The organism is Scopulibacillus cellulosilyticus, from assembly GCF_042665295.1.
Lineage (GTDB): Bacteria > Bacillota > Bacilli > Bacillales > Sporolactobacillaceae > Scopulibacillus_A > Scopulibacillus_A cellulosilyticus.
Genome location: NZ_JBHTCO010000014.1, coordinates 190118 through 214887, shown reverse-complemented (window position 1 = coordinate 214887; position 24770 = coordinate 190118). Strand labels below are relative to the sequence as shown.

The following is a 24770-nucleotide window of genomic DNA, read 5'->3' as shown; positions in this document are numbered from 1 at the left end:
AATGCATATACACGTAACTCCTATCCTTCTCTTGTTTCTGGACAATTCAAGTGTAAAGGATTAAGGAGCTTGCGTGTATTTTTTTGTTTTAATTTTTCTCATACCCCAACAAATATTATAGAGCCTTAAAAAAAGAAAAAAGAAGCACCAGCAATAGCGCTTCTTAAACAAATATTTTATTTATTTTTTTCTATGATAGAAAAAGCATGATCTGCAGCTTCAATAGTTCTTTTAATATCATCCATCGTATGAGCAGTTGATAAAAAGATGCCTTCAAACTGGGATGGAGGAAATGAAAAACCTTGCTCCAACATTGCTTTAAAGTAAGTATTAAAATGTTCAAGATTAGAACTCTTAGCCGTTTCATAATTAATAACATCCTGATCGGTGAAAAAGATACCGATCATTGACCCGGCTTGATTAACAGTTATCGGTACACCATGCTTTTCTGCTGCCCGGCTGTAACCATCCGCTAAAAGGTCAGCTTTTTCTCTAAACGACTGATAATCTTCTTCCTTTAATTGCGATAAAGTGGCGTAGCCCGCCGCCATCGCCAGCGGATTGCCTGATAATGTACCGGCCTGATAAATAGGACCCTCTGGAGCAATTTTCTCCATAATTTCACGTTTACCGCCAAAGGCGCCTACAGGCAACCCTCCGCCAATAACTTTACCTAAACATGTAATATCAGGTGTCACATTGAAATAACCTTGCGCACAATGATATGCCACCCTGAACCCTGTCATTACTTCATCAAAAATTAGTAATGAACCGTATTGATTTGTAATTTCCCTTAAATGTTCAAGAAATCCCGGCAATGGCGGTACGACGCCCATGTTACCGGCTACAGGTTCTACAATAATCGCTGCAATATCTTCTCCGAATTGTTCAAAGGCATATTTAACACTTTCAAAATCATTATAAGGTACAGTAATTGTGTTTTCAGCAACACTTCTTGGAACACCAGGGCTGTCAGGCAATCCTAATGTCGCCACACCGGAGCCCGCCTTAATTAATAAGGAATCCCCATGGCCATGATAACAGCCTTCAAATTTCAAAATTTTATCGCGTCCGGTATAACCGCGCGCTAATCTTAAGGCGCTCATCGTCGCTTCTGTACCTGAATTTACCATCCTTACAACCTCAATAGACGGCACGCGTTCTATCACTAACTCTGCAAGCTGCGTTTCCAGCACATGAGGGGCGCCAAAACTTGTTCCTTTTTCCATTGTTTCTTTTAAAAGGCTGATGACTTTATCATCGGCATGGCCAAGAATTAATGGTCCCCAGGAAAGTACGTAATCGGTATATTCATTACCATCGAGATCGTAAACCTTTGAGCCTTTTCCTTTCTCCATATATATAGGAGACATATTAACAGAGCGAAACGCTCTTACTGGGCTGTTTACACCGCCAGGCATTAAAGGCTTGGCTTTTTCATATGCTTGAACGGACTTTTCTACATTCATACGGAAACCTCCTTTTATTCATTCATCCAACGGACGGCATCTTTGGCATGATAGGTAATGATAATATCAGCACCGGCACGCTTCATGCTTGTCAGCTTTTCTAAAACGACCGTTTGTTCATCTAACCAGCCGTTTCGGCAAGCTGCTTTAATCATCGCATATTCACCGCTGACATTATAAGCAACAACAGGAAGATCAAACCGGTTCCTGACATCTCTAATAATATCCAAATAGGAGAGCGCAGGTTTGACAATAAGGAAATCTGCACCTTCATTAACATCTGACTGTGCTTCCCTAAATGCCTCCAGACGGTTAGCAGGATCCATTTGATATGTTTTCCGGTCGCCAAATTGCGGCGCGCCTTCAGCAGCCTCGCGAAACGGTCCATAGAAAGCAGACGCATATTTAACTGCGTAAGACATGATCGGAATATCCTTAAACCCTGCTTCGTCTAACCCTTGGCGAATAGCGGCGACAAAACCGTCCATCATATTAGAAGGTGCAATAATATCCGCCCCTGCCTCTGCTTGTGATACAGCTGTTTTTGTAAGAACTTTGAGACTTTCATCATTTTCCACATCACCATCGTGAATAATGCCGCAATGACCGTGATCTGTATATTCGCACAGACAAGTATCAGCGATGACGATAAGTTCAGGATATTGCTCTTTAATATGTCTGATGGCTTTTTGTACAATACCATGATCATGATAAGCCATCGTACCGACAGCATCTTTCTGATCCGGAATACCAAACACCATAATGGACGGAATGCCAAGTGCCATGATTTCATCACATTCTTCATGAATGCGGTCAATAGAATATTGATAAACACCAGGCATTGATGACACTTCTTTTTTTATATTGCTGCCTTCTACAACAAATACAGGATAAATAAAATCCTCGGCGCTTAATTTTGTTTCCTTAACCATATTTCTTAAGGTCGGTGTTCTTCTTAATCTGCGATGACGGTCAAAAGTTAACTCAGTCATTTCGATTCCTCCAAATAATAATCTGCGATAGTATCAACAAGTGATTTTGCTGTGAAATGATCGGGGGTAACCTGCACTTTAATTCCTTTAGCCCTAGCTGCTTGTGCTGTCACTTGACCAATGCAAGCAACCACTTTGTTATTAACAAGCGATTGCCAATTGCTGCATCCCAGCAATTCAATAAAAAAGTCAATGGATGAAGGACTTGTAAAAGTAATAACATCTAACTGTTTATGAATCATCATTTTAATTAAAGCGGGGGAAGATGCTTGATTTTTGACTGTATGATAGACTACAAAGCTTTTAACATCAAAACCCGCTTCACTTAGTTTTTCCCTTAAATAAGGCTTTGCTAATTGCCCTGAAGGAATGAGCACTGACTGCGGCTGATTTTCATGTTTGATCAAATCCCGGGCTAAAGCTTCAGCAGTATAAGTTTCTGGAATCAGATCAGGGCTGAACCCGTAATCCTTCAATACCTCTCTTGTTTTCTTTCCTACCACAGCTATTTTAACATTTTCTAAAAAATCCTTCGCATCGTCTGCAAAGTGAAAAAAGTATTTAATACTGTTAACGCTAGTAAAAATAAGCCATTCACACTTCTTAAAAGTATCTATTAACTTTTGTTGCTCAAATGCCGAAAGGGGAGCAGGTTCAAAAGACAGCACCGGAATAACCACCGGTACACCGCCATTCTCTTCTATTGCTTGGACCATCGACGCCGCTTGCTCTTTTGCCCTTGTAATTAGAATCCTTTTCCCTTCCAACGGTTTTTTCATGATTCATCAAGCTCTTTTTTTACATCATCTAAAATCCGCTTAGCTCCGCGTTCCATTAAAACCTCAGCCAGCTGGTTACCAAGCGCTTCCGGCTTCTCACCTGTCAACGTTTCTTTAATAATCGTCTTACCGTCCGGCGTACCAACTAAGCCTGTCAAAGTCAGCTTCTCGCCCTCTTTATGGGCATGTGCCGCTATCGGCACTTGACAGCCGCCCTCGAGTTTCTTAAGAAAGGCTCGTTCCGCCATGACTGTAACATGGGTATCTTCATCATGAATTTGTTTTAATAAATCGATAAGCGCCGAGTGATCTTTTCGGCATTCAATAGCTAATGCCCCTTGCCCGACTGCCGGAAGGCAAACAGACACCGGCAAGTACTCTGTAATAACTTCATCGGTCCACCCCATCCGCTTCATGCCCGCCGCGGCCAAAATAATCGCATCGAAATCTTCTTCTTTTAATTTATTCAGGCGGGTATCAATATTACCGCGAATTGACCGGATAGTAATATCCGGTCTTAGAGCTGACAGTTGTGCAGCCCTTCGTAAACTGCTTGTCCCGACAACAGCACCCTTTGGCAGCTCATGGAAAGGGATATGTTTTTTTGAAATATAGACATCACGGAAATCTTCACGCACAGGAACACAGGCAATTTCCAAACCCTCTGGCAGAACTGCCGGCATATCTTTCATACTATGAACAGCGAAATCTATCTCTTTGTTTAATAAAGCCTGCTCTATTTCTTTAACAAACAGCCCTTTTCCGCCGACTTTAGATAATGTGACATCTAATATACGGTCCCCTTTCGTCACAATATGTTTTAAATCAAACTCAAGTTGACCGTTCGCTTTTTTTAATTGATCCATGACCCAATTTGTCTGGGTCAGTGCTAGCTTACTCTTTCTTGATCCTACTTTAATCGTCTCCAAGTTGGGCACCTCCGTCAATAACTATCAATGCTTGTTCAAACATATCTCCCAGTATTACCAGAAATGAAAGTTTGTTAAAGTCTCCGACAAAAAGACGTTAATGAGTACTAATAAGAAACCGGCAGCGTTCCAGTAAATTAACGGTTTCCCATGGACATTTTTCCCTAAACGTTGATAAAGGTACAGGCAATACGCGGCGATGACCAAAAAGGACGATATTACTTTTGGATCATACCAACTAAAATCTGATAAAGCCGTATATGCCCTAATAATTCCTAAAACCAAGCTGATAAGCAGCAGCGGTACCCCAACTAAATTGCAAAAAAATGACCATTTTTCAATTTGTGACAGACTTCCAAACCTTACAAGTCTCTTTCCCCATTTTTTCTGTTTTAACATGCGATATTCAATTAAATACATCATAGAAAGAATAAATGAAATTGTAAAAACAGCATAGGCGAGAAAGGCAATAGTAATATGAATAACAAGCAAATCACTCATTAAATGTTTGGACAGCTCATCTCTTACGGGATCCTTCGGTTTAAACAGGCTGATCGCCATTAAAATGAAGCCGGCAAGATTTGTAAAGAATACAAAAAAATCGACACGCAAAATACGGTTAATTAACAGCGAAAGCGTCACTAATATCCATGATAAAAAGAACAAGCCATCTGTAATCGTTAAAATTGGAAATTCCCCGGTGTAGTGTGCCTTTACAATAAATATGCCGCATTGCAAAAACCAAATAATAGAAAGCAACCAGAAGGCAATCCGATTAGCCTTCCGGTTGTTTTCAAGAAAATCTATAAAATAACCGCATACGCTTAAAACGTATAAACAGATTGTTAAATCATAAAGTAGATTCAGTGTCATATAAAATGAACGCCTCCCCTAGGAGCGTAATGACACATGACCGGCAGAAGGAATCCCTTTTGCGGATGTATTCTCCCTGGTTTTCATCGATGTGACGTTAACATCCTTTTGCTTTTCTTGTTTGACATCTTCTTCAATCGAAAAAATATCAATAAAAGTTTGCAGCGACATGTCAGCATTAGGCTCCGCAGCGAGTTCCTTAACCTTTTGGATAGGATCCCTTAATAATTGATTAACGATACTTTTCGTATGTTTACTGATGAGTTTACGTTCTCTTTCAGTTAAATCAGGAAGCTTCCGCTCGAGACTTTTCATTGTTTCCGCTTGGATATTTAAAGCCTTTTTCCTTAATGCTGAAATAACCGGAACAACGCCCAATGTTTGCAGCCATTCTTTAAAGCTTGCGAGCTGTTCCTCGATAAACAGTTCAATTTGCGCGGCAGATTCTTTTCTTTCTTCAAGATTAGCTTGAACAATTCCTTCTAAATCATCAATATCATATAAAAAGACGCCTTCAATATTATTGATATCCGGATCGATATCACGCGGAACAGCGATATCTACAATAAATAACGGCCGGCCTTTCCGCTTTTTTATTGCCTCTTCGGCAAAATCCTTTTTCAAAATATAATCCCGTGCGCCGGTTGAACTGACTAAAATATCAGCCTCAGTTAAAGCCTTTGACATCTCAGACATACTGCTTGCCGTACCGCAAAAACGCTCAGCAAGCCCTTTTGCTTTTTCATAAGTCCGGTTCATAACCGTAATTTTCGACACACCTTGACCATTTAAATGTTTTGCAGTTAGTTCACTCATTTTTCCGGCGCCCACAATCAAAATATGCTTGTCTGAAAAATTGCCAAAAATTTGTTTGGCTAATTCTACAGCTGCATAACTCACCGAAACAGGATTATCATTTATCGATGTTTCGGAATGTGCACGTTTCGCCAATGTTATGGCTTCTTTAAATAATTCATTAAAGATTGTACCGGTTGTCTCATATTTCTGAGCTAATAAAAAATGATCACGAATTTGACCAAGAATTTGCGTCTCGCCAAGTATCATTGAGTCTAAACCGCATGTCACCCGGAAAAGATGTTCAACCGCCGCCGCGTCTTCTTTAATAAACAAAAAAGATGTTAATTGTTTCTTTTCTATCCCGAACCATTCAGATAAAAACATTTTGGTATAATAGCGTCCGGTATGCAATTGGTCGGTTACAACATAGACTTCTGTCCGGTTGCAAGTGGAAACAATGACATCTTCGAAAATACTTTTTGTTTGGCGGAGTTTAATCAAGGCTTCATGAAGTGTTGATTCTTCAAAAGCCACCTTTTCCCTAATATCAACAGGGGCGGTTTGATGATTTAATCCAACGGCAATGACATGCATAGAAAGTCCCCCCATTTAATCCTAACAATACAAACAGTCTTATTATAACATGTATATGTCTTACTTCTTTTTAAAAATGTGAACAGGTCATGAAAAACATTTTAATATGGCCTAATAAGTATTATTTAAAATGATTCTTATATTAGAATACCAAAAAAACAGGTTGAAATCAAAATGTAATATTCTAAAACACTTATTTACTATTATTGGCTTAGTTTCATTTGTTTAGTCACTATGTATTTTAAGTTGTTATTAAAGAAAACTTGCATTTTTTATTTTCCAAACGTATGAAAAAAGGCCCTAAGAGAATATAACTCTTAAGGCTATATAAATTGTCCAATTGTACGCCATAATTCATCTTTCCCAAAGCCTGTTTGCGCTGAAAAAAGAATTATCGGATCATCGGGCATTGTATTTAATTCTTCTTTAACTATTTTTTGGTGTTTTTGCAATTTGCCTTTAGAAATTTTATCTGCCTTTGTCGCAGCAATAATCGTTGGAATCTCATAGTATTTTAGAAACTCATACATTTGCTGATCATCTTTAGACGGCGGATGACGTAGGTCTACAATCTGTATAACAGCCTTTAAGCTCTTATTGGTTGTAAAATAAGTCTCCAACATCCGTCCCCACGCTTGTTTTTCCTTTTTCGAAACTTTAGCGTATCCATAGCCTGGTACATCAACAAAGTAAAACTTATCATTTATTTTATAGTAATTTAATGTTTGTGTTTTTCCAGGCTTTTGTGATGTTCGGGCAATATTTTTCCTATTGCATAATTTATTGATTAAAGAAGATTTCCCGACATTAGAACGTCCGGCAAGCGCTATTTCTGACAAGCCGTCTTTTGGATATTGTGACGGCTGAACAGCGCTGATAATAAATTCGACTTGATTAATTTTCATTAGCCTTCCCCTGTCTAAGCGCGTGTTTCAGAACTTCGTCTAAATGGGTGACCGGAATAAAGGTTAAGTCATTTTTAACGCTGTCAGGGATATCGTCCAAGTCCCTTTCATTATCTTTCGGAATAATGATTGTTTTCAAACCTGCACGATGGGCGCTTAAAGATTTTTCTTTTAAACCGCCGATTGGCAAAACCCTGCCGCGCAAAGTAATTTCTCCCGTCATTCCTACTTCTTTCTTTACCGGTTTATTTGTTAAAGCTGAAACAAGCGCAGTGGCCATTGTAATACCTGCGGATGGTCCATCCTTAGGTGTCGCACCCTCAGGTACATGAATATGGACATCAAATTTTTCATAAAAGTTCTCATCAATATCAAGAACCTTCGCTCTGGAACGAATATAACTAAAAGCGGCTTGAGCGGATTCCTTCATAACATCTCCGAGTGAGCCAGTCAATACTAATTTTCCTTTACCCGGTGATAAGGAAACTTCAATGGACAAAGTATCACCGCCAAAAGGCGTATAAGCAAGACCTGTCACTACCCCGACCTGATCTTCAGTTTCAGCCTGTCCATAACGAAAAATTGGTTTACCCAAGAATTCTATAAGCACTTTCTGAGTTATTGTTAGACTTTTCTTCTTTCCGGAAACAATAGCCTTAGCTGCTTTTCGGCATAGAGCGGCAATACGGCGCTCTAAATTACGGACACCGGCTTCACGTGTATAATAACGAATGAGGTCAATAATAGCTTCATCGCGGAACCTGAGCTGACTCTTCTTTAAGCCATGTTCTTTTAATTGTCTCGGGATTAAATGTTCCTTGGCAATATGCTTTTTCTCAAGCTCTGTATAGCCGGCAATATTAAGGATTTCCATTCGATCTAACAGCGGTCTTGGAATTGTTCCTATATTATTTGCAGTTGTAATAAAAATGACTTTACTTAAATCGTACGGCTCTTCAATATAATGATCGCTAAATGTGCTGTTTTGCTCCGGATCAAGAACTTCGAGCATAGCAGCTGAAGGGTCCCCTCTGAAATCATTAGACATTTTGTCAATCTCATCAAGAAGAAAAACAGGATTAATCGTTCCTGATTTCTTCATCCCTTGGATAATCCGTCCAGGCATTGCGCCGACATAAGTTCTTCTATGCCCGCGAATTTCAGCTTCATCACGCACCCCGCCAAGCGATACACGCACGAAATGACGATTTAATGATTTGGCAATTGATTTTGCAAGTGATGTTTTCCCGACACCGGGAGGTCCCGCCAAACATAAAATCGGCCCTTTCATTGAACGGGTGAGCTGTTGAACAGACAGATATTCAAGAACTCTTTCTTTAACTTTATCAAGTCCATAATGCTCTTCATCCAGAATCTTTTCCGCATGATCAATATCTAAGTTATCTTCTGTTTGTTTGTTCCAAGGTAATTGAAGCAGCCAATCAATATAATTTCGAATCACACCGCTCTCAGCGGAACTTGCAGGCAGTTTCTCAAAACGGTTTAACTCTTTAAAAGCTGTTTCTTTTACGTTTTCAGGCATAGATGAGGCTTCTATTTCTTTTCTTAATTCATTAACTTCATCTTCCCGGCCTTCACGTTCACCTAACTCTTTTTGAATAGCTTTCATTTGCTCCCGCAAATAATATTCCTTTTGCGTACGCTCCATGGATTGTTTCACACGCTGGCCAATTTTACGCTCAATGCCTAATACTTCTTGTTCATTCGTTAAGATTTCTATTAACTTTTGCAAACGTTCCTTTACATTAACGATTTCTAATATTTCTTGTTTTTCTTTGACTTTTAAAGTTAAATGCGAGGCAATGACATCTGCTAACTGGCTTGGATCCTCAATGTCACTGACTGTCCCCATTGTTTCCGGTGTAATCTTCTTAGAAAGCTTAATATAACCGCTGAATTGGTCAAGGACATTTCTCATAAGAGCTGTTGTTTCAACGTCATGCTCCTCATCATCTTCCAAAATTTCAACATTTACTTCGAAAAAATTATCATTTTTATTAAAAGATGTTATTTTTGCTCTTTGTTCGCCTTCAACAAGAATACGTATGGTACCATTAGGCAATTTCAACATCTGTTTAACAGTTGATATCGTGCCAACCTCATAAATATCTGCAGAATCAGGCTCCTCTGTAGCCATTTCCTTTTGGGCGGCAAGAAAAATGCGATGATCATCAACCATGACTTTTTCGAGCGCCTCAACAGATTTATCACGCCCAACATCAAGGTGAAGCACCACTGATGGATAGATGAGCATGCCGCGCAGCGGTAGGAGGGGTATTGTTAACTGTTTCTCTGCTATCATTGGTAAAAAACACCTCCACGTCATGTACTCTGTACAATTCTATCCTATAAAGCCATGTTATGTCTAATTTTTTAAACAGGTTCTGATGGTGTTTGTTTTATTCCTGAAGCTGGAATTATTTCTTGGTCAAAATCCTGCTGAATTAAGATGTTATTTAGCACTTGACTGATGTGAGTGACAGATATAATTTCTATATCTTTAATATCATCTAACATACTTTGCCTGTTTTCCTCAGGAATAATCACCCGTTTTGCTCCCGCTTCTTTAGCTGCTTTTATTTTCGCTACCACACCGCCTATCGGTTTAACTGCGCCATGAATACTTAATTCACCCGTTAAAGCAACCTCCGGATTAATCGGTATGTTTTTTATAGCTGAATAAACAGCAGAAGCAATGGCAATGCCGGCAGATGGGCCATCAACCGGGGCACCGCCTGGAAAATTAATATGGATATGATATTGATGCGCCCGAATCCCTAATTTATTTAGTACAGTCAGGACATTTTCAACAGAACTTTTTACAAGGCTTTTGCGGCGAATTGATTTACTGTTAGATCCTAAAGTCTCTTCTTCAACAATGCCTGTTATTGTCATACTGCCTTTTCTGGAACTTTTAACAGCTGTTACTTCAATTTCAAGAAGTGCGCCGCTGTTTGGCCCGTAAACAGCTAAGCCGTTAACAAGACCAACTTCCGGTTTTTCGTGTATCTTTTTATTCAGCTTCGGCATAAGCTGGCTGGAATGAATGACCCATTCAATATCCGCTAATCTAATATTTTCAGATCTCTTTGAAATAGCCATACCTGCAGCAATTTGCATGATATTAACGGCTTCTCGTCCATTTCTGGCGTACTCAGCAATCTTTTCAATACAACGGTCAGGGACATTTAACTTTAATTTTTCTGCTGAACGTTTTGCAATAACTTGTATATCGCTGTTACTTAATTCATTAAAATAAATTTCTAAGCACCTTGAACGAATAGCAGGCGGAATCTCTTCAGGCGATCTTGTTGTAGCACCGATTAAGCGAAAATCTGCCGGCAAACCGTTTTGAAAAATATCATGGATATGTGTAGGTATTTGGGAATTTTCTTCATTATAATAGGCGCTTTCAAGAAATACTTTACGATCTTCAAGCACTTTTAAAAGTTTGTTCATTTGAATCGGATGAAGTTCTCCAATTTCATCTATAAAAAGCATCCCGCCATGTGCATGTGTAACAGCCCCTTGTTTTGGCTGCGGAATACCAGCTTGGCCCATAGCACCTGCACCTTGATAGATAGGGTCATGGACAGAACCGATAAGCGGATCAGCAATCCCGCGTTCATCAAAACGGGCAGTTGTCGCATCAAGTTCTATAAATACAGCTGATGGTTTAAAAGGAGATTGATGATTCTTTTTGGCTTCTTCTAAAACCAATCTTGCCGCTGCTGTTTTCCCTACTCCTGGAGGACCGTATATGAGGACATGTTGAGGATTTGGGCCGCACAGTGCTGCTCTTAATGTTTGAATCCCATCTTTTTGTCCGACAATATCTTCCATATGGCGAGGGCGAACTTTTTCAGATAAAGGTTCAGTTAAGGAAATGCTTCTCATTTTTCTTAATTGTTCTATTTCCTTTTTCGATTCACGGTCTATAGATACTTTCTGTGAATGCTGACTCCTTAATAAGTTCCAAAAATACATGCCAATAATAATCCCAAAAAACAACTGAACAAAGATAAGTAGCGTTGTCCAATTCATGTACCTTACCTCCTGATGATTGCTTCTTGGGTTAGTATCTCCGAGCATGTTTCTTACTAAACAAAAAAATAAAAGAAGCGGCTAAAATCAAGCCGCTTCTTCTTTTATGCACTTTCTTTCGGTGTTTCGTTATCTTTTAATACTGTACCGTCATCCAAAATTAAAGTTGGTGTGACATTGTTAAGGACAGTATCTTGAGTAATTATACATTTCTCAATATCTTCCCTTGACGGCAGTTCATACATGACATCAAGCATAATGCTTTCAATAATAGAACGCAAGCCGCGTGCGCCTGTTTTTCGTTCAATTGCTTTTTTAGCAATATCCCGCAGCGCTTCTTCAGTAAACTCAAGTTCAACATTATCCAGTTCAAGCAGTTTTTTATATTGTTTAACCAAAGCATTTTTTGGCCTTGTCAAAATGTCCATCAGCGCTTCTTCATCCAGCTGTTCAAGACTGGTAACGACTGGCAGACGGCCAATAAATTCCGGTATCAATCCAAATTTCAACAAATCTTCAGGAAGCACTTGTTTAAGATATTCATCTTTTTGCAGTTCCTGTTTAATTGTATCAGCGCCAAAGCCAATGACTTTTTTGCCAAGCCGGCGTTTAATGATTTGTTCAATACCGTCAAACGCACCGCCGCATATAAACAAAATATTTGTGGTGTCTATTTGAATAAATTCTTGATGGGGATGCTTTCTTCCGCCTTGAGGCGGTACACTTGCCACAGTTCCTTCAAGAATTTTAAGCAATGCCTGTTGAACCCCTTCACCGGAAACATCTCTCGTAATTGACGGGTTCTCAGACTTTCTGGCAATTTTATCAATTTCATCGATATAAATAATGCCTTTTTCAGCTTTTTCAACATCGTAATCGGCTGATTGTATGAGCTTCAATAAAATATTCTCAACATCTTCACCAACATAACCGGCTTCTGTTAAAGATGTCGCGTCAGCAATGGCAAACGGGACATTTAATATCCTTGCCAATGTTTGAGCGAGCAGTGTTTTACCGCTTCCTGTCGGTCCAATCATGACAATATTACTCTTGGCCAATTCAACATCGTCATTTTTCTGTTTGGCATTTATTCTTTTATAATGGTTATAAACAGCCACGGAGAGATTCTTTTTCGCTTCATCTTGGCCTATGACATAATCTTCCAAGATTGCCCGAATTTCTTGCGGCTTAGGTACATCCTTAAATTCAACTTCCTCTTCAGCACCCAATTCTTCTTCCACAATCTCCGTACACAGCTCAATACACTCATCGCAAATATACACGCCTGGTCCGGCAACAAGCTTGCGAACTTGGTCTTGGGTTTTTCCACAAAAAGAACATTTTAATTGTCCTTTTTCTTCATTAAATTTAAACATATTTTCACCCCTATTTCTTCTGTCTTTTCTGTTAAAGCAGACAAGAGCGAAGCATCACATTTATAGCATATTAGAAATTCCGATAATTAAACTGCATTGAACAATATCTTTGGTTATGTACGCATTGTATCACAAAAAGTGACCTTAAATAAAATATTTGCTTAATGTAAGGATATGTATAATCAAAATAAAATAAACGTATTTTGTAAAAACAAGGCACGATGTCTCGCGCCTTGTTAATTCATTATGATGCTTTTACTTTGCTGTTTTCAACAAGAAAGTCTACCGCTTTGCGAAGTTGAAGGTCTGATTTAACGAGGTCATTGCCGCCTTGCATAGCCAGCATTTGTTTGACTTGATCAGCAGATAACTTGTAGTTTTCTGCCATTTTTTCAAGTTCTTTTTCAATTTCTTCGTCACTGACTTCGATGTTTTCAGCTTTAACAATAGCCTCTAATGTTAAGTTGGCACGAACGCGTTTTCTAGCATCATCCTTCATTTGCTCTTTTAGAGATTCTTGATCAGTTCCGGAAAACTGATAATACATATCAAGAGTCAGTCCTTGAGATTGAATGCTTTGTTCAAATTCGTTTACCATACGGTCAAGTTCATTCTCTACCATAACTTCCGGTATATCGATTTCGGCATTCTCAGACGCCTTTTCAACAACGGTATCCCGTGTTGCATTTTCAGCGTTCTTCTCTTTACTCTCTTTTAATTGCTTTTTAATAGTTTCCTTTAATTCATCTAAAGTTTCAACTTCATCATTAACATCCTTTGCAAACTCATCGTCAAGTTCAGGAAGATGCTTTTCTTTAATTTCATGAAGTTTTACTTTAAATGTTGCTTCTTTGCCCTTAAGCTCCTCAGCATGGTAATCCTCTGGGAAAGTAACATTGACATCCTTTTCACCGCCGACAGTTAAACCTACCAATTGTTCTTCAAAACCTGGAATAAATGTATTTGATCCAACTTCTAAAGTATAATTTTCAGCTTTGCCGCCTTCAAATGGTTCGCCGTCTACGAAGCCTTCAAAGTCAATAACAACCGTATTTCCTTCTTCAACTTCTCCTTCTTCTTTAACAACAAGTTCAGCGAAGCGTTCTTGAAGCTGTTTGATTTGATTGTCAACGTCCTCTTCGGTAACTTCAGTATCTTGATCTTCTACTTCAAGACCTTTATATTCACCAAGCTTGACTTCAGGCTTAACAGTCACTGTTGCTGTAAGGACTACCGGACTGCCTTTTTCGATTTTCTCAACATCAACTTCCGGACGATCTACAGGCTCAATACCTGTCTCATCGATAGCTTTTGAATAAGCTTCAGGAAGCATAATATCCAGCGCATCTTGATATAGGGATTCTACACCAAAGCGTTGTTCAAAAATCATACGCGGTACTTTTCCTTTACGGAAACCTGGAACATTTATTTTTTTAACTACTTTTTTAAAAGCTTCATCAAGTGATTGATTAAAGCTGTCAGCATCAACTTCGAAAGTTAATGTTCCTTGATTTCCCTCTTGCTTCTCCCATTTTGCAGTTACATCCATATATTCTTACCTCCAACATTTATCATCATACTTATTTTTATACTAGTTTTTATTGCAGCCATTTCATTATAACATACTAGATTCTTATTTCAAAAAGCATTTTATAGAGGTTGTTCAAAAAGTCCGGGAAAAATAGCTGTCGAATTTCCGCGTCAGCTTACTCCTACGCTCCTCACGTATTAAAGGCATACGCTCCGGTGCTCGGAGGCTTCGCTTCCTTGAACTTCTCGGCTCTTTTTGTCCTCCTTTTTGAACATGTTTTTATAGATTGTTTTCAGAAGAGAGTTCTTCAACCTCTTTTATAAATAACGCTTGTTTTTTAACCTGATTTAAGGAAATGTCAAATAGCTGGTAAAATCTATCATGGTCAATATCCATGCCATTAATTTGATGCGTGTATAAGCAGCAGGCGCCAGCCCATATTTCAGGTATCTTCGGTTCAAGAGATTTAGGAAAAGAGGCTACAATAAAATGCTGCCAAATTTGTTGGGCTAACTCACATAATGTCGGATTCTCTGACATAAGCGCCTTTTGTATCTTTTTAGACACTTGCTCTTTAAAGCTTTCATTAAATAAATCATGTTCACCGAGATCAACTTTAAAGGTTTCACCCAATTTAGTTAAAGTAACTAAACCTTCAGCACCTTTATCCTTTAACAGCTTAAGAACCAGCGTTTTTATAAAAGGGTCTCCCGTGTCGGATGATAAGAAATCGGTCAGTTCTTGCTTTTCATCTAATGAAAGTCCATTATTTATATTCTGTATAGCCAGCCACTGTTTTTCAGGATCAGGATTATGTAACTCTGATAAGTCATGCTTGAATATCGGTTTATCGATATCGCTGTCAATTGAATCACTCTTGTTAGTTTCTGTTAATCTTATTCGACAAAATTCAGCTAATTGCTGCAACATAGATTCAACATCAGGAGGGGTCTGATCTTCCTCCAAAATTACCTCAGCCATTGTAATAACCTCTTGGTAACGGCGCCTTTGGATCAGAATCGTCATATGAAGCCTTAATACATCATAATAGTTGCCAATGTCTTTTTTCAACATTTCCGATGTTATGGATTCAGCCTTTTCATAATCACCGAGTTCTACATAACAGACGGAAAGGCCATATGCTGCTTGGGGATGATCCGGTTCGATTTGATGCAGCTGTTCAAATAAATCCTGAGCTTCCTTGTATTTTTTGCTTTTGAGCTTGTCAATCCCTCTTTCAACAAGACGTTCTTCCAAATGCGGAAAAAGAACAAGCTTGTTGTCTATTTTTCTAGCCATATGTTTTCGCTTCATATATTTGTCTCTCCATCAATTATACTGATTACAGTTTAGCAGGTCATCATGGAGAAAACAAATTTGATTTGTCCATTATTTTAGTTTCTTCATTAATGGCGAGTTTTCCTTTTTATATATAAATTAATATACAAAAATACCTTTTATGCTTTCCAAACATAAAAGGTATTAATATTTGATATGTATGCTAACTTATAAATAAAGTTTCTGTATGATGGCGTCCCAGGAGAGATTCGAACTCCCGACCGACGGCTTAGAAGGCCGTTGCTCTATCCAGCTGAGCTACTGGGACATTGCAACAACACAAGTGAAAACTAATGTTAACTTGCAATGAAGTTATTAATGGGTCACCGCAAGGGTACAACTGATATGATCTCGCAAAGATGATCCACACCGTAGTGTCGATCATAAATTAATGGAGCGGGTGATGGGAATCGAACCCACGACCAGAGCTTGGAAGGCTCTTGTTTTACCACTAAACTACACCCGCAATACAGTGTAACGACAATAATAAATATATATGATAAATCGTACACTGTCAACCACTAATCTAAAAATTCTAATCCAAACAATATGTTTTACTTAACGACCGGACAGGTTCTCCGTCTTGATTATAAAAATTGACGTAAACTTCTTTTTTCTTATAATTTATCTCGCAAATAACATAAGTTTTCTCATCAATGCCTCTTGGCAAACGCAAGCTGCCGGGATTAATAAAAATTTTCTTCCCTTCTTGGAACGATACAGCGTTATGAGTATGTCCGAAGCAAACAATATCTGCGCCGGTTTCATCCGCCTTATATAACAAATTCATAGGAGACATTTTAATATTATACAAATGACCGTGAGTCACAAAAAATTTTAAATCACCAATGGTTTTAATTAGATCATTTGGATAACCTGCCGAAGACAAATCACAATTACCTTTAACCGCATTAAACGGCATCATTTCTTCAGCATCAGAAGGTAACTCAGAGTCACCGCAGTGAATAAATAATTGGACATCGCTTTGGTGACGTTCAACTAATTCACTCAGTTCACGAGTTAATCCATGACTATCACTTGTAATTAAAACTTTCATGACTCACCCTCCATCCATTTAGGCAAGACATCCATCAGCTTTTGCATCGCTATAGCCCTGTGGCTAATTTTATTTTTTTCTTCACTTGTTAGTTCTGCCATTGTTTTCCCAAGGCCGGGAAGATAAAAAATGGGATCGTAGCCAAAGCCTTGGTCTCCGATACGTTCTTCAGTTATGATCCCTTCACATACACCTTCTACAAATTGAGTTTGCACACCAGGTGCACTAATAGCAAGAACACAAACAAAACGGGCTGTTCTTTTTAACATAGGAACATTTTTTAATTCATCTAAAACTTTGTCGATATTTTTGCTATCATTTTTTTCTGATCCGGCAAAACGGGCCGAGATGATTCCGGGCCGGCCATTAAGAGCATCAATTACTAACCCGGAATCATCGGCGATAACCATCTTCCCAAAGCGGGTTGAAATGCCTTCAGATTTTAATTGTGCATTTTCATGAAAAGTCGTTCCTGTTTCTGGAATATCAATTGGATTTTCTAAATCACGCAATGATGAAACATGAATATTAAAAGCCTGAAATAATTTTCTAAATTCTTTTATTTTCCCTTCATTATTTGAAGCAATTAAAAGTTCCTTCATTATCGGTCACTCCGGTTTGCAGCACTTCCAATGGCTTCGATATCTCCAATCACTGACTTTTGCACATCAATTAATTCCCCAATACCTTTTTTAGCCAGTTTAAGCAGACTGGCCAGTTGATCTTCGCTGAATGTTGCTTCTTCCCCAGTGCCTTGAATTTCAACAAATTCACCTGCTCCGGTCATAACGATGTTCATATCTACTTCTGCCGTGGAATCTTCTTCGTAACATAAATCAAGAATTGGACCATGTTCCGGATGAATACCAACCGAAGTTGCTGCTAAGTAGGTTTTAATTGGCAAATTTTTGATTGTTTTATTTTCTTGTGCCTTTTTAAAAGCTAAAACCATAGCGACAAAGGCTCCTGTAATCGAAGCGGTTCTTGTTCCGCCGTCTGCTTGAATAACATCACAATCAATCCATAATGTTCGCTCGCCGATTTTTTCCAAATCAACGACTGAACGGAGCGCTCTGCCGATCAAACGTTGTATTTCCATTGTACGGCCGCTGATTTTCCCTTTACTTGACTCCCGAATATTTCTTTGTGCTGTCGCTCTTGGCAGCATAGAATATTCAGCGGTGATCCAACCTTTGCCTTGTCCACGCATAAAAGGCGGCACCCGATCCTCAATTGTTGCATTGCAGATTACCTTAGTTCTGCCGACTGTAATAAGGACCGATCCTTCAGGATGTATAGTGAAGTTTGGCTCTATATGTATTGACCTTAATTCATCATTTTGACGTTCATCTCGTCTCATGATCATTCCCCCCTATGTCATTCGGTAACGATTATAGGTTAAAAGAAAAGAGGCGGCAATGGCCACCCCTATAACTATAACATATTTTTGTCATTCTTATACGCCGGTTTTATTGACTTCAGGCCGAGTGACAGGTTTTGTTATTTTTTGACCAGATTCTTTCATGACCTTTGAAGAACCGTTAACTTCAATCTTGACTTTATTAATTCCCTTTTGACTTGTTAATGTCAGCGCAAGACAATTAATTGCATCACTGTCCACGGTCTTTTTATTTTTGTCCGTAAATAGTGAACTATTAAAATCTAACGTAACAACGCCGTTTTCAATAACTGGTTTTCCTTTAAGTTCTACATCCGAACCAAATGGTGACATTAATCCTTTACCTTCAGGGCCGTCGATCAAAGCATTAACAGCTGAAGTTATTTTATTTTTGCCCGGCTCAATCCTGGTCGTTACCGGTACATAGTAAATATGCCCTTCATGTTCCGATAAATAATAGATGGTTGCGCTATCACTTGCCGCAACGTCAACAACATCACCAATCTCTGTATTGATACCATCCGCCCTGGATAATCCTTTGCCAATCACTGTTTTGCCAACAGGCATGACTTTTTCCACTTTACCGTCAATTTTAATTTGAACACGTTTAATGTTGTTAAATTGCGTTAAAGTCCAGGTAATCGCTTGTAAAATGCTTTTTTCTTCATTTGCCTTATAATCTAAAAAGTCTTTAGAGAAATCCGCGACAAATGTTCCGTTCTTTTCAACTTTGGTACTATTAATCGTTGTACCGGCGGGTATTACTGCTTGAAAGCCATTCGGCAGTATATTGCTGACGGGCCCATCCTGAATCAAATATTCTAAAACTTGTTTTGCAACATCATTCCTTTTTGGAAGATTGACAACTTGTGGCGTTACTCTGCCATTTGCATCTAATAAATACAATTGTCTTGAAACCGTACCTGCTTTTGCGTCTTCGGCTGCAGAACTTTTTTGGTCTGATTTTGAATTTAATTTCTCACTCTGTTTTACATAATTAACTTTATCCGGCTGGGGCTTGATTGTTGATTCGTGTGTTTTATATAATCCGCAGCCGCCAAGTACGAGTGGAAACATAACCAAAACAGCAAGCAAGGATGTTTTCCCTGACACTCGCATAAGAAGCCTCCTCCTTGTCAACGTTTGTACTAATATATATACGAGCTATCATCGAAAGTAGACCATAAAAAAATAACCTTTCCTAATTAACAGAAAGGTTATTTTAATACATTAATGTTTATAATATTAAAAAGTAAATGATAGAATAATCCGCTTAACAATTAAGTTATATTACATTTGAAAGAGAGACCTTTAAAACAGCAGGTTGAAACCGAAGCCATTGCCCGGCGATATCTGACATAAGACACTCCGATCCTGTTGTATAAAATTGATGCGCCGGCAATTGCGATGCACTGGCAAGCAGTTCTTTATGAGATAATATTGTGCTAACCTCCCTGGCAGTTTCTTCTCCTGAATCAATTAAAGAAATATCCTGACCCATAACATCTTGAATTAATGGTCTTAATAAAGGATAGTGCGTACAACCTAATATTAAGGTATCAATTGATTCCAGTTTAAGAGGATTTAGCGTTTCAGCTACAATTTGTCTTGCCTGCAAGCTTCCTAAATCACCTGATTCCACAAGCGGAACAAAAGGCGGACAGGCTAAACTTGTAATATAAACATTTTGATTGATAGATCTTAAAGCATGATCGTAAGCTTTACTGCCAATTGTTCCTATCGTGCCTATGACACCAATACGGTTAGTTTTTGTTACTTTTAAAGCCGAGCGGGCACCCGGATCAACGACACCGATCACCGGAATATTCAGCAGCTCTTTTATTTCTTCAAAAACAACAGCCGTTGCCGTATTGCAAGCAATGACTAACATTTTAATATTATGTTTTTCTAATAAATACCGGGTCATTTCCCATGTATATTCTCTTACTTCTTCAGCTGGTCTTGGACCATATGGACAACGTGCATTGTCACCCATATAAACGATATTTTCTTTTGGCAACTGTCTCATTATCTCTTTAACAACAGTTAAGCCACCCACACCCGAGTCTATGACACCAATTGGTTTGTTCAAAAAACCGCCCCATTTTTCTTGTATATTTCTTATTTTATATCTGTGTTTATTTTTATAAAAAGGCCTATTATATTTTAACTCTATAAGCTGCTTCCATCAAATATAATTTCTTAAATAAAGAAAACTTGCCGATTGGCAAGCCTTAAGAGGCGAAGACAGAGACTTGCTGCAAAGATATACTTTCTAATAGTATAAGTAAAGCCGGCTTCCTGTAAGAAAGCCGGTCTTCATTAAAGCTCTAATTCTCCGAGCCGAAGCAATTCTACAACTGCCTGAGATCGGCCCTTGACCCCAAGCTTTTGCATGGTATTTGAGATATGATTTCGAACTGTTTTTTCACTTATAAACAATTCTTGAGCAATTTCTCTTGTCGTTTTATCTTGTACGAGCAGTTCAAAAACTTCTCTTTCCCTTTTTGTTAATAAAGGCTTTGGACGATGGTAATTCTCTTTCAACAATTCCCCCTCCTTGCTCGAAAAAAAGAGCTGATGAGGAAGGTATTTAGTCAAGATATCATATGAATATTAACATCATCCTGTGACTTGAACAATTTAAAGAAACCTCCCTATTTTCAGGAGGTTTCTTTAAGATATTGTTCAAAGGATCCGAAAAAATTTGTCGAATGGTTTGAACAAGAATAAAAATAAAATTATTGATGATCGCTGCCAAAGAAATCACGAAAAGTTTGTATCGCAGTATCACGGTTAAGCGCTGCAATTGATGTGGTAAGCGGAATGCCCTTTGGACATGATTGAACACAGTTTTGAGAGTTTCCGCAGGAAGCAAGACCGCCCTCACCCATAATCGTATGCAGACGTTCCGCTTTATTCATTGCTCCGGTTGGATGGGCATTGAATAACCGGACTTGTGATAATGGCGCAGGTCCTATAAAGTCAGATTTACTATTAACATTAGGACAAGCCTCTAAACATACACCGCAAGTCATACATTTTGAAAGCTCGTAGGCCCATTGACGCTTTGTTTCAGCCATCCGCGGACCAGGTCCGAGATCATAAGTTCCGTCAATTGGAATCCATGCTTTTACTTTCTTAAGAGCCTCGAACATACGAGTACGATCTACAGCCAAGTCCCTAACAACAGGAAATGTTTTCATTGGTTCAAGGCGGACAGGCGTTTCCAGCTTATCAATTAATGTTGAGCATGCCTGCCGCGGCTTTCCATTAATAACCATTGAACAAGCACCGCACACTTCTTCCAAGCAGTTCATTTCCCACTGCGGAGGCGAAGTCTGTTCACCTTTGGCATTAACAGGATTACGGCGAATTTCCATTAAAGCTGAAATAACATTCATGTTTTTTCTGTATGGAACTTCAAATGTTTCCTCATAAGGGGTAGCATTTGGGCCGTCTTGCCGCGTAATAATAAATTTAACCGTTTTATTTTCAGACATGACTTTCCCCCCTATTAATGTTTTGTCGTATAATCGCGTTTACGTGGTTTGATAAATGAAACATCCACATCTTCATATTCAAAATCCGGTCCGTTTTTCTCAGGATTGAATTTTGCTTTTGTTGTTTTTAACCATTCCTCATCGTTACGTTCAGGGAATTCAGGCTTATAATGAGCGCCGCGGCTTTCATTTCTATTATACGCTCCAATTGTAATAACACGTGCAAGTTGGAGCATATTCCATAATTGACGCGTAAATGCTGCACCGCCATTGTTCCATTTAGATGTATCGTTAACGTTAATATTTTGATAACGTTCCATTAACTCTTGAAGCTTATCGTCAGTTTCTAATAACTTTTTGTTTTCACGAACAACAGTAACATTTTCAGTCATCCATTGACCAAGTTCTTTATGAAGAACGTAGGCATTTTCTTTACCGTCCATTCCCATAATATGTTCGAATTTCTCTTGTTCGCGCTTAGTATTTTGGTCATAAAGCGAAGAAGATAAATCTTCAACATGCTTGTCTAATCCATCAATATATTCAACGGCGTTTGGACCAGTAATCATACCGCCGTAAATGGCTGATAACAGTGAATTAGCGCCAAGACGGTTTGCACCATGGTATTGATACTCACATTCACCGCAAGCAAACAGGCCTTTAATATTAGTCATTTGATTAATATCAACCCACATGCCGCCCATGGAATAGTGGACTGCAGGGAATACCCTCATCGGAACCTTATGCGGATCCTCGCCGACAAATTTTTCATAAATCTCAATAATGCCGCCAAGTTTGACATCCAATTCATGAGGATCTTTATGTGATAAATCTAAGTAAACCATATTTTCGCCATTAATGCCGAGTTTTTGGTTAACACAAACATCAAAGATCTCACGTGTTGCAATATCACGAGGAACAAGGTTGCCATAAGCCGGATATTTTTCTTCCAGGAAGTACCAAGGTTTGCCATCTTTGTATGTCCATACTCTTCCGCCTTCACCGCGCGCTGATTCACTCATCAAACGAAGCTTATCATCGCCGGGAATAGCAGTCGGATGGATTTGAATAAATTCTCCATTGGCATAATAAACACCTTGCTGATACAGCGCGGAAGAAGCAGTACCAGTATTAATCATAGAGTTTGTTGACTTGCCAAAAATAATTCCGCAGCCGCCGGACGCCATAATAACAGCATCAGCCGCAAAAGATTTAATTTCCATGGATTTAAGATCTTGAGCAACAATCCCTTTACATACTTGTTCATCATCAACAACAGCAGAAAGGAATTCCCAGTACTCATATTTGTTAACAAGCCCGGCGACTTCATGACGGCGAACTTGTTCATCTAAAGCGTATAACAATTGTTGGCCGGTTGTCGCACCAGCGAAAGCTGTCCGGTGGTGCTGCGTGCCGCCAAAGCGTCTGAAATCTAATAACCCTTCAGGTGTCCTGCTGAACATAACCCCCATGCGGTCCATTAAATAAATAATGCCGGGGGCAGCTTCACACATGGCTTTTACTTGCGCTTGATTCGCAAGAAAATCACCGCCGTAAACCGTATCATCAAAGTGTATCCAAGGTGAATCGCCTTCACCCTTTGTATTAACGGCACCGTTAATGCCACCTTGGGCACAAACAGAATGTGAGCGCTTAACTGGAACTACTGAAAAGAGATCTACAGCAACGCCGGCTTCGGCAGCTTTAATTGTTGCCATTAGTCCTGCCAGCCCACCGCCAACAACGATAATTTTTCCTTTACTCATAGTGGCTCACTCCCTACTAAAATGCTAATCCAGGATTAGTAAATGCAAATACCGCACGTATGCCGACATAAGCTAATAATATAAACACGACAACAGTAGCATATGTAGTAATACGTTGTGCTCTTGGACTTACGATAAGTCCCCAGTGCACACAGAAAGACCATAAACCATTAGAAAAATGGAATACAGCAGCTAATATACCGATAATATAGAAGACTAACATGCCTTTATTAGCCAAAATATTAGCCATCATATCATAGTTAAGTGTTGTTCCTAAAGCCATTGCAATTCTCGTTTCCCAAATGTGCCATGCAAGAAAAATAACTAAGAAAATTCCGGACCAGCGTTGCAGAAAGAACATCCAGTTACGGAAAAATCCATAGCGATTAACGTTGGTTTTTGCTTGAAAAGCAATATAAACACCATAGATCGCATGGAATATAATTGGCAGATAGATGAAAACGATTTCCAAGAAAAGTAAATACGGCAAGCTTTCCATAAATCCGGCTGCCTTGTTAAATGATTCCGGCCCTCTTGTTGCAAAGTAATTGACCGTCAAGTGTACAACTAGGAACAATCCAATTGGAACGAGTCCTAAAAATGAGTGTAGCCTGCGGCTAACAAAATCCCGTTGTGCCATTAATTTTCCCCCTTTTCCTATGATTTGGACAGTTTGTCGAATTTGGTTGTTTTTTGCCATATGGCGGGAATCTGCAACCTCAAACAAAAAGTTTGGTAAATGTAACAAGTTCATTGTACTCCCATCACTATAACCAGTCAAGGCAATAAAGAATGTCGTTTTCGAACATTTGTCATAGAGCTTTTTTTGATTACTCGTTATAATAAAATGGATGGAGGAGATACAACATGACAAAAATTACATATCCTAAACCCGAATATTACGGTGATGCGACAATTTCTGCATTCGGTTACGAATTATTAAGAAATGCTCTGTTGCCTGAATTGCTTGGTGAAGAACTTTCGCCAATTCTTTATTGGTCCGGCAGAAAACTGGCCCGCCAATACCCTCTCGATACCATAGAAGACATCGTTGCTTTCTTTACATATGCGGCTTGGGGCACACTGACTGTCGCCGATCAGCAAAAAGATAAAATAACTTTTCACCTGTCATCAGATCTGATTGAAGCCCGGATGAAAGATGACCCGAATACCTCATTTTCCCTGGAGGCCGGTTTTCTTGCAGAACAGCTCCAAAGGCAATTAAATTGTGTGGCAGAAGCCTTTGCTGAACCAAGAAACGCAAAGGTAAAACATGTAACCTTTCATGTTAAGTGGGACTTTAAGGATATGATTAGACCTATAAACAGCTCACAAAAAAATGATAAAGTATAAAACGGGACTGTCGAACTATTCGACAGCCTCATTTTTTTATATT

22 protein-coding genes and 2 tRNA genes are annotated in these 24770 nt (G+C 38.9%); 1 reads left to right on the top strand and 23 read right to left on the bottom strand.

Going from position 1 to position 24770, the window contains the following annotated elements:
• Window positions 1-176 precede the first annotated feature (176 nt).
• From hemL to ACFQRG_RS12190, 23 genes are all read right to left on the bottom strand, one after another.
• A complete protein-coding gene (gene hemL, locus ACFQRG_RS12300; RefSeq protein WP_380966327.1) occupies window positions 177-1469 on the bottom strand; it encodes a glutamate-1-semialdehyde 2,1-aminomutase in 1293 nt (430 codons plus the stop codon).
• A 14-nt stretch (window positions 1470-1483) separates the two neighbouring features.
• On the bottom strand, window positions 1484-2461 hold the full coding sequence (hemB, locus tag ACFQRG_RS12295) for a porphobilinogen synthase (protein WP_380966325.1): 978 nt from the start codon (window positions 2459-2461) through the stop codon (window positions 1484-1486).
• Entirely contained in the window at window positions 2458-3240 is a 783-nt protein-coding gene (locus ACFQRG_RS12290; protein WP_380966323.1) for a uroporphyrinogen-III synthase, read from the bottom strand. Before ACFQRG_RS12290 ends, hemB begins: the two co-directional genes overlap by 4 nt.
• On the bottom strand, window positions 3237-4169 hold the full coding sequence (hemC, locus tag ACFQRG_RS12285) for a hydroxymethylbilane synthase (protein ID WP_380966321.1): 933 nt from the start codon (window positions 4167-4169) through the stop codon (window positions 3237-3239). The genes ACFQRG_RS12290 and hemC overlap by 4 nt, the downstream gene beginning before the upstream one ends.
• 54 nt (window positions 4170-4223) lie before the next feature.
• On the bottom strand, window positions 4224-5042 hold the full coding sequence (locus tag ACFQRG_RS12280; protein WP_380966318.1) for a cytochrome C assembly family protein: 819 nt from the start codon (window positions 5040-5042) through the stop codon (window positions 4224-4226).
• Window positions 5043-5060: 18 nt separating this feature from the next.
• Window positions 5061-6434 (bottom strand): glutamyl-tRNA reductase, encoded by a 1374-nt coding sequence (gene hemA / locus ACFQRG_RS12275; RefSeq protein WP_380966316.1) that lies wholly within the window; start codon window positions 6432-6434, stop codon window positions 5061-5063.
• Window positions 6435-6757: 323 nt separating this feature from the next.
• On the bottom strand, window positions 6758-7339 hold the full coding sequence (gene yihA / locus ACFQRG_RS12270) for a ribosome biogenesis GTP-binding protein YihA/YsxC (protein WP_380966314.1): 582 nt from the start codon (window positions 7337-7339) through the stop codon (window positions 6758-6760).
• The gene (lon, locus tag ACFQRG_RS12265; protein ID WP_380966312.1) at window positions 7329-9662 is read right to left on the bottom strand and encodes an endopeptidase La; all 2334 of its coding nucleotides are present in this window, start codon (window positions 9660-9662) and stop codon (window positions 7329-7331) included. Before lon ends, yihA begins: the two co-directional genes overlap by 11 nt.
• Before the next feature lie 71 nt (window positions 9663-9733).
• Window positions 9734-11404 carry an ATP-dependent protease LonB gene (gene lonB / locus ACFQRG_RS12260; RefSeq protein WP_380966310.1) on the bottom strand — a complete coding sequence of 557 codons (1671 nt, stop codon included), beginning with the start codon at window positions 11402-11404 and terminating at the stop codon, window positions 9734-9736.
• A gap of 104 nt (window positions 11405-11508) precedes the next feature.
• Window positions 11509-12780 (bottom strand): ATP-dependent protease ATP-binding subunit ClpX, encoded by a 1272-nt coding sequence (clpX, locus tag ACFQRG_RS12255; RefSeq protein WP_380966308.1) that lies wholly within the window; start codon window positions 12778-12780, stop codon window positions 11509-11511.
• Between the two features lie 244 nt (window positions 12781-13024).
• Window positions 13025-14329: a trigger factor gene (tig, locus tag ACFQRG_RS12250; protein ID WP_380966305.1), complete on the bottom strand. Its 1305-nt coding sequence runs from the start codon at window positions 14327-14329 to the stop codon at window positions 13025-13027.
• A gap of 261 nt (window positions 14330-14590) precedes the next feature.
• Window positions 14591-15625, bottom strand: a complete 1035-nt coding sequence (locus ACFQRG_RS12245; RefSeq protein WP_380966303.1) for a tetratricopeptide repeat protein — start codon at window positions 15623-15625, stop codon at window positions 14591-14593.
• A 215-nt stretch (window positions 15626-15840) separates the two neighbouring features.
• A tRNA-Arg gene (locus ACFQRG_RS12240) sits at window positions 15841-15917 on the bottom strand.
• A 124-nt stretch (window positions 15918-16041) separates the two neighbouring features.
• Window positions 16042-16115, bottom strand: a tRNA-Gly gene (locus tag ACFQRG_RS12235).
• 69 nt (window positions 16116-16184) lie between these two features.
• Window positions 16185-16706, bottom strand: coding sequence for a metallophosphoesterase family protein (locus tag ACFQRG_RS12230; protein WP_380966301.1), 522 nt, complete (start codon window positions 16704-16706; stop codon window positions 16185-16187).
• Complete coding sequence (locus ACFQRG_RS12225) at window positions 16703-17308, bottom strand: XTP/dITP diphosphatase (protein ID WP_380966299.1); 606 nt, start codon at window positions 17306-17308, stop codon at window positions 16703-16705. Before ACFQRG_RS12225 ends, ACFQRG_RS12230 begins: the two co-directional genes overlap by 4 nt.
• Complete coding sequence (gene rph, locus ACFQRG_RS12220) at window positions 17308-18066, bottom strand: ribonuclease PH (RefSeq protein WP_380966297.1); 759 nt, start codon at window positions 18064-18066, stop codon at window positions 17308-17310. The genes ACFQRG_RS12225 and rph overlap by 1 nt, the downstream gene beginning before the upstream one ends.
• A 96-nt stretch (window positions 18067-18162) precedes the next feature.
• Window positions 18163-19224 (bottom strand): GerMN domain-containing protein, encoded by a 1062-nt coding sequence (locus ACFQRG_RS12215; protein WP_380966295.1) that lies wholly within the window; start codon window positions 19222-19224, stop codon window positions 18163-18165.
• A 166-nt stretch (window positions 19225-19390) separates the two neighbouring features.
• The gene (gene racE, locus ACFQRG_RS12210) at window positions 19391-20197 is read right to left on the bottom strand and encodes a glutamate racemase (protein ID WP_380966293.1); all 807 of its coding nucleotides are present in this window, start codon (window positions 20195-20197) and stop codon (window positions 19391-19393) included.
• Window positions 20198-20427: 230 nt separating this feature from the next.
• The gene (locus ACFQRG_RS12205) at window positions 20428-20652 is read right to left on the bottom strand and encodes a helix-turn-helix domain-containing protein (protein WP_205002706.1); all 225 of its coding nucleotides are present in this window, start codon (window positions 20650-20652) and stop codon (window positions 20428-20430) included.
• A 194-nt stretch (window positions 20653-20846) separates the two neighbouring features.
• Complete coding sequence (sdhB, locus tag ACFQRG_RS12200) at window positions 20847-21608, bottom strand: succinate dehydrogenase iron-sulfur subunit (RefSeq protein WP_380966292.1); 762 nt, start codon at window positions 21606-21608, stop codon at window positions 20847-20849.
• Between the two features lie 14 nt (window positions 21609-21622).
• Window positions 21623-23374 (bottom strand): succinate dehydrogenase flavoprotein subunit, encoded by a 1752-nt coding sequence (gene sdhA, locus ACFQRG_RS12195; protein ID WP_380966290.1) that lies wholly within the window; start codon window positions 23372-23374, stop codon window positions 21623-21625.
• 16 nt (window positions 23375-23390) lie between these two features.
• Window positions 23391-24014, bottom strand: a complete 624-nt coding sequence (locus ACFQRG_RS12190) for a succinate dehydrogenase cytochrome b558 subunit (RefSeq protein WP_380966288.1) — start codon at window positions 24012-24014, stop codon at window positions 23391-23393.
• A 227-nt stretch (window positions 24015-24241) separates the two neighbouring features.
• Between ACFQRG_RS12190 and ACFQRG_RS12185 the strand changes: the two genes are divergently transcribed.
• The gene (locus ACFQRG_RS12185; protein WP_380966287.1) at window positions 24242-24727 is read left to right on the top strand and encodes a YslB family protein; all 486 of its coding nucleotides are present in this window, start codon (window positions 24242-24244) and stop codon (window positions 24725-24727) included.
• The last annotated feature ends 43 nt before the right edge of the window (window positions 24728-24770 follow it).

Bases quoted from the DNA above. Each gene is read 5' to 3' on its own strand.
- tig (WP_380966305.1), bottom strand. From the start codon at position 14,329: ATGGATGTAACTGCAAAATGGGAGAAGCAAGAGGGAAATCAAGGAACA.
- sdhB (WP_380966292.1), bottom strand. From the start codon at position 21,608: ATGTCTGAAAATAAAACGGTTAAATTTATTATTACGCGGCAAGACGGC.
- ACFQRG_RS12225 (WP_380966299.1), bottom strand. From the start codon at position 17,308: ATGAAGGAACTTTTAATTGCTTCAAATAATGAAGGGAAAATAAAAGAA.
- ACFQRG_RS12280 (WP_380966318.1), bottom strand. From the start codon at position 5,042: ATGACACTGAATCTACTTTATGATTTAACAATCTGTTTATACGTTTTA.
- hemL (WP_380966327.1), bottom strand. From the start codon at position 1,469: ATGAATGTAGAAAAGTCCGTTCAAGCATATGAAAAAGCCAAGCCTTTA.
- yihA (WP_380966314.1), bottom strand. From the start codon at position 7,339: ATGAAAATTAATCAAGTCGAATTTATTATCAGCGCTGTTCAGCCGTCA.
- ACFQRG_RS12230 (WP_380966301.1), bottom strand. From the start codon at position 16,706: ATGAAAGTTTTAATTACAAGTGATAGTCATGGATTAACTCGTGAACTG.
- hemA (WP_380966316.1), bottom strand. From the start codon at position 6,434: ATGCATGTCATTGCCGTTGGATTAAATCATCAAACCGCCCCTGTTGAT.
- lonB (WP_380966310.1), bottom strand. From the start codon at position 11,404: ATGAATTGGACAACGCTACTTATCTTTGTTCAGTTGTTTTTTGGGATT.
- rph (WP_380966297.1), bottom strand. From the start codon at position 18,066: ATGAGACGAGATGAACGTCAAAATGATGAATTAAGGTCAATACATATA.
- ACFQRG_RS12290 (WP_380966323.1), bottom strand. From the start codon at position 3,240: ATGAAAAAACCGTTGGAAGGGAAAAGGATTCTAATTACAAGGGCAAAA.
- ACFQRG_RS12190 (WP_380966288.1), bottom strand. From the start codon at position 24,014: ATGGCACAACGGGATTTTGTTAGCCGCAGGCTACACTCATTTTTAGGA.
- clpX (WP_380966308.1), bottom strand. From the start codon at position 12,780: ATGTTTAAATTTAATGAAGAAAAAGGACAATTAAAATGTTCTTTTTGT.
- ACFQRG_RS12215 (WP_380966295.1), bottom strand. From the start codon at position 19,224: ATGCGAGTGTCAGGGAAAACATCCTTGCTTGCTGTTTTGGTTATGTTT.
- hemB (WP_380966325.1), bottom strand. From the start codon at position 2,461: ATGACTGAGTTAACTTTTGACCGTCATCGCAGATTAAGAAGAACACCG.
- lon (WP_380966312.1), bottom strand. From the start codon at position 9,662: ATGATAGCAGAGAAACAGTTAACAATACCCCTCCTACCGCTGCGCGGC.
- ACFQRG_RS12245 (WP_380966303.1), bottom strand. From the start codon at position 15,625: ATGAAGCGAAAACATATGGCTAGAAAAATAGACAACAAGCTTGTTCTT.
- ACFQRG_RS12185 (WP_380966287.1), top strand. From the start codon at position 24,242: ATGACAAAAATTACATATCCTAAACCCGAATATTACGGTGATGCGACA.
- sdhA (WP_380966290.1), bottom strand. From the start codon at position 23,374: ATGAGTAAAGGAAAAATTATCGTTGTTGGCGGTGGGCTGGCAGGACTA.